Annotated in this window: 11 protein-coding genes; 8 read left to right on the forward strand and 3 right to left on the reverse strand. The window is 32.9% G+C overall.

The features are described 5' to 3' along the window. Positions 1 to 476: 476 nt before the first annotated feature. Positions 477 to 1,373 carry a metalloprotease gene (locus tag BMW63_RS07470; RefSeq protein WP_074723026.1) on the forward strand — a complete coding sequence of 299 codons (897 nt, stop codon included), beginning with the start codon at positions 477 to 479 and terminating at the stop codon, positions 1,371 to 1,373. A 154-nt stretch (positions 1,374 to 1,527) separates the two neighbouring features. Here BMW63_RS07470 and BMW63_RS07475 read toward each other — a convergent pair whose 3' ends face one another. After that, positions 1,528 to 2,079, reverse strand: coding sequence for a DUF4494 domain-containing protein (locus BMW63_RS07475; protein ID WP_074722842.1), 552 nt, complete (start codon positions 2,077 to 2,079; stop codon positions 1,528 to 1,530). A gap of 176 nt (positions 2,080 to 2,255) precedes the next feature. Continuing rightward, positions 2,256 to 2,825, reverse strand: coding sequence for a C40 family peptidase (locus BMW63_RS07480; protein ID WP_083380391.1), 570 nt, complete (start codon positions 2,823 to 2,825; stop codon positions 2,256 to 2,258). Between the two features lie 349 nt (positions 2,826 to 3,174). Between BMW63_RS07480 and BMW63_RS07485 the strand changes: the two genes are divergently transcribed. From BMW63_RS07485 to BMW63_RS07500, 4 genes are all read left to right on the forward strand, one after another. Next, positions 3,175 to 3,807, forward strand: coding sequence for a TetR/AcrR family transcriptional regulator (locus tag BMW63_RS07485; RefSeq protein WP_074722843.1), 633 nt, complete (start codon positions 3,175 to 3,177; stop codon positions 3,805 to 3,807). Further along, positions 3,797 to 5,122, forward strand: coding sequence for a TolC family protein (locus tag BMW63_RS07490; RefSeq protein ID WP_074722844.1), 1,326 nt, complete (start codon positions 3,797 to 3,799; stop codon positions 5,120 to 5,122). The genes BMW63_RS07485 and BMW63_RS07490 overlap by 11 nt, the downstream gene beginning before the upstream one ends. Positions 5,123 to 5,134: 12 nt before the next feature. Next, positions 5,135 to 6,214, forward strand: coding sequence for an HlyD family secretion protein (locus tag BMW63_RS07495; RefSeq protein ID WP_074722845.1), 1,080 nt, complete (start codon positions 5,135 to 5,137; stop codon positions 6,212 to 6,214). 143 nt (positions 6,215 to 6,357) lie between these two features. After that, positions 6,358 to 7,944 carry an MDR family MFS transporter gene (locus tag BMW63_RS07500; protein ID WP_074722846.1) on the forward strand — a complete coding sequence of 529 codons (1,587 nt, stop codon included), beginning with the start codon at positions 6,358 to 6,360 and terminating at the stop codon, positions 7,942 to 7,944. Between the two features lie 59 nt (positions 7,945 to 8,003). Here the strand turns inward: BMW63_RS07500 and yaaA are convergent, their stop codons facing one another. Beyond that, a complete protein-coding gene (gene yaaA / locus BMW63_RS07505) occupies positions 8,004 to 8,762 on the reverse strand; it encodes a peroxide stress protein YaaA (protein ID WP_074722847.1) in 759 nt (252 codons plus the stop codon). A 180-nt stretch (positions 8,763 to 8,942) separates the two neighbouring features. On the opposite strand from yaaA, the gene BMW63_RS07510 reads away from it, so the two are divergent. The 3 genes from BMW63_RS07510 (at position 8,943) to BMW63_RS07520 (ending at position 12,612) form a co-directional block, all read left to right on the forward strand. Further along, positions 8,943 to 9,467 (forward strand): GNAT family N-acetyltransferase, encoded by a 525-nt coding sequence (locus BMW63_RS07510; protein WP_074722848.1) that lies wholly within the window; start codon positions 8,943 to 8,945, stop codon positions 9,465 to 9,467. Positions 9,468 to 10,088: 621 nt separating this feature from the next. Further along, positions 10,089 to 11,279 carry a Na+/H+ antiporter NhaA gene (nhaA, locus tag BMW63_RS07515; RefSeq protein ID WP_074722849.1) on the forward strand — a complete coding sequence of 397 codons (1,191 nt, stop codon included), beginning with the start codon at positions 10,089 to 10,091 and terminating at the stop codon, positions 11,277 to 11,279. Further along, positions 11,260 to 12,612, forward strand: coding sequence for a TIGR00341 family protein (locus BMW63_RS07520; protein ID WP_074722850.1), 1,353 nt, complete (start codon positions 11,260 to 11,262; stop codon positions 12,610 to 12,612). The genes nhaA and BMW63_RS07520 overlap by 20 nt, the downstream gene beginning before the upstream one ends. Positions 12,613 to 13,078 lie beyond the last annotated feature (466 nt).

Here is a 13,078-nt window from a genome sequence, read left to right on the forward strand (position 1 = left end):
AATATCAACTTTAACTTTCTAGAAACTCATTTTTGGACTATCGATACAAGTTTTTGTTACTCTAAAACTTAGAAAAATTACTGCAATAATAAAAATTCTCAATTAATTCTTTTTTTGATTTCAAAACCATCTTTTTGAAATTAATTTATCAACAAACTACAAAAAAACCCGATTAAAGGAATGATAAATTTATTTTAACAAGTAAAATATTTCTTTTTAATTAAAAAAAGGGGGTTTTTTATTTAAAAATAAGGGTAAGAAGTACTTTTTATTTATTTATTTATTAACTCTTTTATTTTGTAAATAAATTCTGCTTAACCCGTATTGTCCCTAGACTTTCAGTAATTATTAAAAAAATAAAATACATCTATGTTATAGGCAATACACAAAACAATTCTCTTAAATTTTAAGATTTTCATAACAAAATGATAATTTTCACTATGTTTACAACATTAATTAACCCCAAATTATTCATAATGAAAAAAAATAAATTTAGCAGAATTAACACCATTTTCTGCACAGCGGTATCTTTATCGCTTTTAGTAGCATGTTCAAATAATGAAGAAGTTGAAGCCCCACTATCTGCGACAGCTTTAGAAAAAGTTGATCTACAACCCGACCTATTAAATGCACAATGTAGTTATGTTGATGGTAACTGGAGTTCAACAGCCTACTTGAACACTACAATGATCAACACTACACAAACTAATTTTATTTATGCACAAAACACAAAAATCGCCAATGTTTTTGGCCAAAGTGCAGTGACCCTTAAAATGGTACACGATAACAGCAACCCCAACTCTACTTACAATGCGATTTCGTATTCTAATCCTAAGAAAATTTATTTTGGGGAGGCAATATACATCGCTGCACTTAACAAAGGCCAAATTGTTCCAGCAATGATTTTGGCTCATGAATTTGGTCATCAATTGCAATACACCTACAATTTGCCATCGAAACCAGAAAATACAGCAAGACCTAATGAATTAGAAGCGGATGGTTTTGCAGGGTATTACATGAAAAGACCTACAGGATACAATGCAAGTTGGACAGCTGCTGGGCCTGGTTTTGAATTTGCTTATGCTATTGGTGATTACAACACAACGAGCGCTGGTCATCATGGCACGCCTCCACAAAGACGTTCTGCAGCACGTTTAGGATGGTATTTAGGAGATTATGCTTTATCCGCTAGTGATTTTGATTATAATTTTTTCTATTATTATGATGGTGTATTATCAGGAACATATCGTACAACTACTCCTGAACGAATCGATCCGAAAATTGATGCTTTCATCAAATCTAAAATGAGTGAGTTACAAAAAATTAGATCTGGTGAAATTTCTGCTGAAGAATTTACAAAACTTAAAGACTAAAATAACACCACCAGTAATTTTAAAAAAGAGGACTTTGGCGTCCTCTTTTTTATATACTAAATTGTCCCATCCTGAATCAGATTTATAATTTGTGACTCGAGACTAAAGGTATAATGCACTCCATAATTTGGGGTAATTATTTTAATTATAATAACTAGGAAGCCGTTTCTTCTTCGACAGCAAATTCCATAGTATCTTCTGCTTCTACTACAACTTCAGGTCTAGCAGCCTTTAGTGCGTTAAACTTTTCTATTTTTTCCAAATCTTCTTCTTCTCCTGAGAAATACGGGAAAACATCCATAATAGGAGATTCTGAAACAGCTGGAATATTATATTCACCCATGGTGCTTTGCATGATTCCCATTGTATTATCAAAAGCTTCTTTTACATCATTAGCCTGTACTAAAAAATACATATTAGTTTTGCGTTCTTTACCACTTTCTTCATCATAAGCTAATAAAGAAATTTTTGATTTAAACCAGCGATCACAATTTTCAAAAGGATGAATCTCAGCATAATTAGCCACTTTTATATTCGTGATTTTAAACTCTTCACTGATATAAGCTGACATTTCTTCATTAATTCTACTTTCGGCTTCGGTATACGATAAAGCATCTACCAAATAAGGTTCTGTCGTAATCTTTTGACCTCCAGTTTCATCTGTTTTTCTATATTTAACTTTGCATTCGTACCAAGTTGTGCTCATCTATTTATTTTTTAGGATGTCAAAGATAGATTTTAAAGGAAAAAAAATCGGTTATTATTGAAATAGATATTCACAATTTTGAATATATGTTACTGTTCGTTTTTTTCTACTTTTGCATTTTTTACTTTACCTCAACAAAATTCATAATACCCATTGCACAATTACTGTCTCCGAATCTATAAGACTCGTATTGCTTTGACAAATCTTCTTGTATATCCTCGCTGTTTTAGACTTGAAATAATCACTTTCATATCCCGACCTGAAGTTGCGTGAATAAAATCACTTTCCATTCCTTTTGGATTAGAAACGATACCCAAATGCCCAATAACATTTCTGGTCGGACTTAAAAACAACAAAACATCTCCCTTTTTCACGCTTTCAATGGCGATTTCTTTCCCAAAATTATCAAATTGTGAAGAGCTTCTTGGAACCTGAATTTTAAAATGCTGAAAAACAAAGTATACAAATCCTGAACAGTCAAACCCATCCCTGCTGCACCCAGCTTCAACATAAGGAGTACCCACTAAATCCATACCAAAACTAACAATACTGTCCCGCAAGGGAACATTAATTTCACTTCCATTTATTGGTGCGTCCTTGACGAGCATTTCCTTCTTTTCTGGCAACCTCTTACCTACTATCCCCTTATCTGCCCTCAATGATCTGTAGGCGAAACTGATCAAAACAATCAGTACTAAACTAATGGTTGTCAATGACTTTAGGCGATTTATATTATTAGATGTCATAAAAACAAAATTAGAAAAAGTATAAATTTATAAATGGCTGTAGATGTAGCGCGCCTTGCATAATTCAATAAGTAAATGTTACCTAAGACACTCTAACCTACTTTACAAATCTAACTAAATTTAGAAAAAATGAACAGAAATTCTCAAAAAAAGCACCTAACGCCCATTTTCAGTCCCTACGAAAAACAGTAAGTTATAAAGTCTAAAACGATCTCAATAGGAATATTCTTTTTTAATTCTATTCTCCGTTTAACTTCTATAGCACTTACTTGTTAAATAAATGTTAAAATTAAATTAAACAAGTGTTTAATTTAAACACTTGTTTAATTTTGAAACATATTTAAAATCAATGGCATTCAAAACAGATTTTAACGACAAACAAATTCAAATCCTACAAGTAGCAGAAATCTTATTTGCTGAGAAAGGTTTTGACGGAACTTCCATTCGAAATATAGCAAAAGAAGCCAAGATTAATATCGCTATGGTTTCTTATTATTTTGGTTCAAAGGAACGTTTACTGGAATCCCTAATATTTTATAGAACTAAAGATTTAAAGATACAGATTGAAAATTTGTTGGTTGAAAATCTAGATCCTATTGCAAAAATTAATAAACTGATTGAAATTTACATCAATAAGATCAATTGCAATAAGGGAATTTTTAGAATCCTTCACTTTGAAGTAGCGACCAAAAAAAAGGAATTAAATATAAAATCCTTTTATGAGTTGCGAAAAAGCAATTTAAAATCTCTAGAAGCTATCATTAATGAAGGCCAGGATAAAGGTGTTTTTAGAAAAGACATTTCGATTCCGCTAATCACTCCCACGATTCTAGGTACTTTTTTTCATTTTCATATGAATAAAGAGTATTTCATGAATTTATTACAGCTAAACACTGAAGATTTGTACAATAATTATATAAATGTCAACCTGACAAAACACATTCAACAAACCATAAAAGCACTTCTGATATATGAAAGTTAGTCAACTCATGCTCTTTGGGATATTCTTCATCGGAATTTCATCAATAGAAGCGCAAGAAAAAACGAGTTTAACACTCGATGAAGCCATTCATTTGGCTTGGGCCAAAAGCAATGAAGTTTCATTGGCAAACACAAAAGTCACAACTAAAAAATTAGAACTACAGTCAGTTAAAAACAGCCGCTATCCTGATTTGAAAATTTCAGGACAATACCAACGATTAACGAAAGCATCCATTGATTTCAAAATAAATAAAAGTAGTGATTCTGGGCCGCTTCCTGTTGCAGATCAATTAATGATAGGACAAGTAAGCGCTAGTCTTCCCATATTTTCTGGTTTTAAAATTCAAAACAACATTAAAGCTTACGATAACATGTATCAGGCTGAAACAGCCGCTGCAATGCAAACGAAAGAAGAAGTGGCGATGATGGTCGTTAACTACTATGCCAGTTTGTATAAAGCACAAAAAACGGTTCAACTTTTAAAAGAAAATCAAAAAAGTGCTCAACAACGGGTTACTGATTTTCTTGAATTGGAAAAAAACGGTATTATTCCAAGAAATGATCTGTTAAAATCACAACTTCAAGTTTCAAAAGTACAGCTGTCTTTAGACCAAGCTATCAGTGAATTAAATACAGTGAATTTTGAGCTTGTCAGTCTGTTAAAAATGGATTCAAAAACAAAATTAGAAATAAAAGAAAGTGATTTTGCCGACTTCAAAATGACTAACATTCCGACTAATGACGAGCTAGCATTGGGAAACCGTAAAGATTTAGAATCCATTCGATTACAAGAAAAAGCTAGTTTAGCTAATGTTCAAATGGCTAAAAGCGGTTATTACCCTTCTATTTCAATCATTAGTGGTTATACTGCATTAGATTTAAAAAATGTTCTCACAGTGCAAAACGCCATGAACATTGGTGTTGGCGTATCCTATGATTTAAGCGGTATTCTAAAAAATGGTACCAATGTTAAAATAGCAGAAAGCAAAGCACTTGAAGTACAAAATTCAGAAATGATGCTTACTGACTATATCAAAATACAAGTACAAAAAGCCATTGAAGATTATGATTTAGCTTTAAAACAAGATCTAGTTTACAATCAGGCGGTGGAACAAGCATCAGAAAATTACAGAATAATCAGAGATAAATATGATAACGGTTTATCTGACACCAACGATCTTCTTGAGGCTGATGTAGAGCAACTGGGTTCTAATATCAATAAAACACTAGCAAGGGCTAATGTTATCCAAAAATACTATGAATTGCTTTCTGTAAGCGGGCAATTAAACCAAACTTTCAATCTTTCAAAAATATAATCGACACTTAAAATGACTAAGAAAAAGACCAATACCAAGTTTATCATTATAATTACTTCATTAGTATTATTAGGTGTTATTTATGGAACCTATAAGTATATTCATTCCCTTTCTCACGAAGGAACTGATGATGCACAAATTGAGAAAAACATGAACCCAATTATCCCAAGAGTATCGGGATACGTAAGCAAGGTGTTTATAAAAGACAACGATTTCGTAAAAAAAGGAGATACTTTATTTACAATTGACAAGAAAGATTACCAATTAAAAATAGACGAAGCAACAGCAAATCTGGCTGCAGCCGAAGGAAATTTAGAAATTACAAAAGCAGACATCGGTAGTATTCTGGCTAGTATTTCTGTGTCGGAAGCTAATGTGAAGTCAGCCGGCGGAAACATTGAAAGTGCTAAAATAAAATTAGATCGCGTAAGTAGTGATTACAACCGATATAACAATTTATATAAAAGCCACACGATCACAAAACAACAATACGAACAGGCTTTAGCGGCTAAATTAGAGGCTGAGAATCAAGTACGTATTTTGCAACAGCAAGAAAAAGCAAGTGCTTTTCAAAAATCAGTTGTTGTGGCAAAATCAAAAGCAACTGACAAACAAACGGATGTGGCTGATGCCAATATCAAAAGAGCTAAAGCATTACTTGCCTCTGCAGTTTTGAATTTAAGTTATACCGCTATCACTGCAGCAATTGACGGACAGGTTTCTAAAATAGATATTCAACCAGGACAGTTAGTTCAACCAGGACAATCTCTTTTTTATATTATCAACAACAATGAAGCATGGGTTGTAGCTAATTTTAAAGAAACGCAATTGAATAAAATGGTGATTGGGCAAAAAGTGACTATCAAAGTAGATGCCTATCCTGATTATGCTTTTAATGGAACGGTTACTTCTTTTTCTCCTGCAACTGGAGCGCGTTTTTCTATTTTACCTCCAGATAATGCAACTGGTAATTTTGTAAAAACGATTCAACGTTTACCCGTAAAAATTAGCATTGATGCAAACAACGATATTGAAAAAATAAAATTATTACGTCCGGGAATGAATGTGGATGTAGACGTACATATAAAATAATACCGCTTATGTTTTTAATATAGTCCCATAATTCCGATAATCATCGGGAGGACTATTTTTAAACTATGTCGAAAAACCGGCATAAGTTATCGGCAATATACTGGAACATCATTAGCTTAAATAATAAATAGAGACCGCATAAAATGGTAATAGGACAAGGAGACGACGATTTAGTCGAATACGGCTTTAGACGGGTTATCATTACAATAACGGCAGTACTATGTGCTTTGCTGGAAATTGTAGATACCACTATTGTCAATGTGGCGCTAACAAACATGAGAGGAAGCCTTGGCGCAACATTAACTGATGTTGCTTGGGTTATTACTGCCTATGCAATTGCAAATGTGATTGTAATCCCAATGACCAGTTGGCTTTCACAACAATTTGGACGAAGAAATTACTTTGCTGTTTCGATAATTATTTTTACCGTCGCTTCTTTTTTATGTGGTAACGCTACTAATATATGGGAATTAGTGGCCTTCCGATTTATTCAAGGTCTTGGAGGTGGTGCCTTATTGGTAACGGCACAAACGATTATTACAGAGAGCTATCCTATTGCAAAAAGAGGAATGGCGCAAGCTATCTATGGAATGGGTGTAATTGTAGGTCCTACGTTGGGCCCTCCTTTAGGTGGGTATCTTGTAGATCATTTTTCATGGCCTTACATTTTTTACATCAATATTCCACTGGGTATTATCGCGACTCTTTTGACTTTAAGTTTTGTTAAAAGCCCAAAATACGGAGAAAAATTGAAGTCGAATCAAGTCGATTGGATAGGAATCATTCTTTTGGCATCCTTTATTGGTTCATTACAATTCGTACTGGAACATGGGCAACAAGATGACTGGTTTAACAACAAATTGATTATTTTATTAAGTGTAGTTTCATTATTTGGCTTAATCCTCTTCATCTGGAGGGAATTAACCTATAAATATCCAATCGTAAATTTAAGTGTTCTGAAGGACGGGAATTTGAGAATTGGTACGCTTATGGCTTTCATTCTTGGTTTTGGATTGTATGGTTCCACATTAATAATTCCAATATACACACAATCCATTTTAGGATGGACTGCCACTGATGCTGGTTTATTATTGATTCCCGGTTCTATAACTACTGCTTTTATGATGCCAATTATTGGTAAATTGATTCAAAAAGGAGTTCCTCAAGGGTATATGATTGGTGTTGGGTTCTTAGTTTTCTTTTTATTTACCTTAATGATGCACAATAGCATGACACCCGATACTGGCGAAGAACATATGTATTGGGCTTTAATTTTAAGAGGAGTTGGTTTAGGATTACTTTTCGTGCCTATTACTACTTTATCGCTATCTACTTTATCAGGTAAAAACATTGGTGAAGGAGCTGCGTTTACAGGTATGATGAGACAATTGGGAGGTTCATTTGGTATTGCCATCATAACTACTTTTATCACACGATTCAGTCAGGAACATCGCGTCAATCTGATAGCACACTTAGATAGCAGTAAATTTGAAGTACAACAACGATTACAACTTTTGCAAAAAGGATTTATGTCAAAAGGATTCACTGCCAATGAATCTATGAAAAAAGCCTATCAGGCAATTGATTATTCGGTATTAAAGCAAAGTACTGTATTATCGTATATGGATATTTTTATGTATCTGGGTATTATGTTCCTCTGTTGTATTCCAATTATATTCTTCATCAAAAGAGGAAAAAACAAAATCAATCCGGCCGATGCCATGCATTAATATTCATAAAAAAACTCCGATCTAAGTGGGAGTTTTTTTATGAATTATTTTGAAAAGGACTATCGGGTAAATACTAAATGATCGCCTTTTGAAATTGTAGCATCAAATTGATAGCCATCATAATTGAAGCCTTTTAAATCTTCTATTGTTTTTGCTTCGGTATCTATAATATAACGTACCATCATTCCTCTGGCTTTCTTTGCAAAAAAACTGATTATCTTCAGTTTCCCATCTTTATAATCCTTAAAGTCAGGAGTGATTACCGGAACTTTCAAAGCTTTAGTATCTACCGCCGAAAAATATTCATTACTTGCTAGGTTGACAAACAACTCCCCTTTCTCTAATTCTTTGTTTAGCGATTTTGTTACTTTAGTTTTCCAAAATTCATATAAGTTTTTATCGTCTCCAATAGACAGTTTTGTACCCATTTCTAATCGGTATGCCTGAATTAAATCTAATGGTTTCAGCACTCCATACAAACCCGAAAGTATTCGTAAACTATCTTGTAAATTTTCTATTTTTTCTATTGGAATCGAATACCCATCTAAACCAGTATAAACATCTCCATCAAAAGCATAGATAGCGGGGCGGGCATTTTCAGGCGTAAAAGGCGTTTTCCAATCTTTATTCCGTTGCCAGTTCAAGTCCGCTAATTTAGCTGAAATATCCATTAATTCAGAAAGGTCTTTTGGGGATTGCTGCTTCAATACTTTTTGAATTTCCCTTGATTCTTTCAAGAAAGCAGGTTCGGTATATTGTGAAGTAGGTAATTCCTTTTCGAAGTTTAAAGATTTGGCTGGTGATATGACAATTTTCATAATTAATCCTGTTGGAGGTTCTTTTTAATACAAACTCAAAAGTACAAATTGAAAAACAATAAACACACATATACAAATCGATTTGTTTAATGATGAAATAGAAAATAAAAATTGCAGCAAATTTTAAATATGTTATTTTTGATTCTGAATTTTATAACACAAACCCACTATTTTTTTATCATGAGCAAAATTGAAATTAGAATAGCAGCACTATCCGATTTAGAATCGCTACAATTAATCGGCAAGCAAACCTTCACCGAAACTTTTGCCGCAGTAAATACCGCTAAAAACCTTTCTAATTATATCGCGCAAAGTTTTAATGCACAACAAGTAACCAAGGAACTTACTAATCCGGATTCTTCCTTTTACCTAGCCATTTTTGACGCTAAAATTATTGGTTATTTAAAAATAAATTTTGGTAGCGCACAAACTGAGTTAATGAATGAGCACGCGATGGAAATTCATCGCATTTATGTTTTACAGGAATACCACGGTGAAAAAGTGGGACAGTTATTTATTGATCAAGTACTGGAAATCGCACACCAAAGGCAAGTTGAATATATTTGGTTGGGTGTTTGGGAAGAAAATTACAGAGCGCTTGGATTTTATGCTAAAAATGGATTTGTCGAATTTGACAAACATGTTTTTACCTTAGGCGACGACATACAAACCGACCTATTATTAAAGCTTCAAATAAAAAAATAAATCATCGCAAATACTATTCCTTCCATCGAACCAAAAAAATCGACCTCAATTCTTAATGCTGCAGTTATTGTGGCCGCACTTGGGTATTTTGTCCATAGTTGAGATTTGTTGTTATTAAATATCGTTCTCTTAGATAAGATGGTCTTAAAGTATTAGGAAATACAATTTAGAATAACGTAGAATATTAAATGTAGGAATGATCGTGGGTGCTGTAGCAGCAATTATGACTGTCGTAGTACTTTGGAAATTGAAAGAAACCTTTCGTGCATATTTAGATTACATCAAAAATAGTACTGTATCCAAAAACTAACCTCTATTATTGCTACTATTTATAGCAAATCCTCTTTTAGTTGTAAAGTGTTTAAACAACAACTGTCGTGTAATTTGAAGAAATCTACTAACAAAATAGCATGAAAACCGTTTTTTATTGTTGTCAAATTATCAAAAAAAACAAAACTTAAATTCCTGTTTTAGGATAGTTAATACGGTAAGGTCTGATAATATTATCAATTTCTAGGAGGAGATTCGTAACTATTTAGCTATTTTTGTAATTCTAAGAATTAGTCCTTTAAATTAGTAACAAAAACGGAAATCCTTCCGGTTTTAGGGTAAAAAGAATCCATGAAGACAAAAATGAAAAAAACAATAAAGCGCATTTACAATTCAGATTTATTTAATGAGTTTTTTGAAAGCGAAAAATCAACTGGGCTTATACTTATAGCGTGCACCATATTTTCTTTGTTTATGGCAAATTCAATCTTTGGTTCACAATACCTGCATACCTGGCATATGAAACTGGGAGGCGAAAGTCTGGAATATTGGATTAATGATGGTTTAATGACCATCTTCTTTTTATTAATTGGTTTAGAATTAGAAAGAGAAATCTATGAAGGTGAATTGTCAAACATAAAAGATGCTCTACTACCCATATTTGCAGCCTTGGGAGGAATGCTTGTTCCTGCAGGACTATATTTACTGCTCAACTACGGGACTGTTGCACATTCTGGCGCAGGTATTCCTATGGCAACTGACATCGCTTTTGCATTGGGAATTCTATCTTTATTAGGCAATCGGGTACCATTGTCTTTAAAAATATTCTTAACCGCATTAGCAGTTATAGATGACTTAGGAGCTATTCTGGTTATTGCAATTTTTTACACAAAAACTATTCTTTGGGCTAACTTAATATATGCTTTAGCTACAATGTTAGTGTTGTTTGTACTTAACCGTATGAAAGTTAGAAATTTAGTTCCTTACCTTATTGGTGGTGTCATTATGTGGTGGTTTATGCTTCATTCAGGAATTCACGCTACTGTTACAGGAGTATTATTAGCTTTTGTTATTCCGTTTGGAAATGGAGATAAAGCATCTACCTCATCCATTTTACAGCGTTTCCTACATAAACCGGTTGGTTTTTTAATACTTCCGCTCTTTGCGTTAGCCAACACAGCAATCGTTATCAGTTCAAACATAGGAGAAACTATCGCTCAGCATTACAGTATTGGAATCGCTTTAGGATTAATAGTAGGAAAACCATTGGGAATCTATCTCTTTTCACTTACTGCCGTTTCTTTGGGAATTTGTAAACTTCCCTCTGATTTGAATTGGAAAACAATTATTGGCGTCGGATTTTTGGGAGGTATTGGGTTTACAATGTCCATTTTCATCACGTTACTTGCATTCGATGACCAAACTATAATTAGCAATGCTAAATTTATCATTCTTCTTTCTTCTTTAATAGCAGGATTAATAGGGTTTATCTTTTTGAAAAACACTTTAAAAGAAGGCATTGATGAAAACAATAGTAAATAGTCTTTTTGCTTATATCAACCTAAGCAAGGGGGAAGAAGAAAAGAACAAAGTATTGGATTTCGTAAAGTCCAACATTTCCTTTAGAGGATCTAATTTATGGATTCTAGCATGTGCTATTGTTGTGGCATCTATAGGGTTAAATGTGAATTCTACGGCGGTGATAATAGGTGCGATGCTAATATCACCGCTAATGGGTCCCATTATAGGAGCTGGTTTTGGGCTAGGTGTTTATGATTTCAATTTACTGAAAAAATCCTTAAAAAATCTGCTAATTGCCACGCTTGTTGGTTTATTTGTTTCTACACTTTATTTTTACATTAGCCCATTCAAAGAAGCGCAACCCGAATTATTGTCTAGAACTTCCCCGAATATCTATGATATCCTTATTGCTTTTTTTGGGGGTTTAGTTGGTGCAATTGCCATAACAAGAGTAGAAAAAGGCAATCCAATACCCGGTGTAGCCATCGCAACGGCCCTTATGCCACCTCTATGTACTGCAGGATACGGCCTAGCATTAGGGAGTTTTAAATTCTTTTTTGGCGCCATGTATTTGTATTCTATCAACTGCGTTTTCATTTGCATTTCTACTTTTTTCATCGTAAAATATTTAAAGTACCCTACCAAAAAGCAACTAGATGATAAGGCGCAAAAACAAGTGAAGTATATTATTACAGGCTTAATCACAGTATTAATCCTACCTAGTATCTATTTTGCCTACCAATTAATTGAAGAAAAGAAATACCAGCACCAAATTGATCTTTTTACAGAAAATGAGTTTTCAAATAAAGGAATTGCCATTTTATATAAGAAAACCAAATTCAATCAAAACCCCAAAAAACTAGAACTCGGTTTTCTTTCCAAAAGATATAGCGCTGCTGAAATTAAAAAACTAAATCAAAGACTTAAAGCGTATGATATTAATAACACTACCCTATCTGTAATACAGGATACAACAGACCTTAAAAGCGATATTCTAAACGAAATTAATTTTAATAAATCACAATTAAGCCAAAAAGACGTTTCAATTTTAAGTCTAAAAAAACAAATCGTCGCAAATAAGTATGATAATAAAGCCTTATTAGCTGAAATAAAAATTTTGTTTCCTGAGGTAGATAATATTTCGATATCCAATCATACTTTTAATGAAGGTACCGATAGTATCAAAACAATACCTGTCTTGATCTATAAAAGTAAAGAAGACCTTACAGAAAACTCAGTACAAAAATTAGTTCTCTGGCTGCAGCAACGATTAATCAAGAAAGATATTGAAGTGTACAAGCAACCCACTATCGCTGCTAAAAAAACAGAGGAAAAAGAATCCACAAAAAAATAGCGTTTTTATAGGACTATAATATAGCTTTATTTAGATTCTAAAATCAAAATGATTCGTTGAACAGAATCTCCATAATGGTATTTAGTTTTTGTATTTACAGCATTGATTAACTCCAATTATTTAGGAATAAGACTATTCAATTACTATTCAATTATTATTCATGTATTTAAATTAAAAAAAAATTCCCAATCTTAAAGCGGTAAGATTGGGATTTTTTTGTGTGGTGATAGATATACTCTCCCTAATCCCCTATTATGCTAATCCCCTAAAATATTTTGAATTAATCGTATATATCTGATTTTCAACGATTAATTAATTCTTTTAGCATTTTAATTCTTTATATTTAGATTCTGTAATCGTCGAATAAAATGAATTATGAGCAAACCCTTACTTTGGTATTTTAGGAGACATTCTCTTTTGTACAAAATAAAATTCAGAATGGTCTCTAGGAAATCATCGGTAAGTC

Source organism: Flavobacterium frigoris (assembly GCF_900111075.1).
GTDB classification, from domain to species: Bacteria; Bacteroidota; Bacteroidia; order Flavobacteriales; family Flavobacteriaceae; genus Flavobacterium; species Flavobacterium frigoris.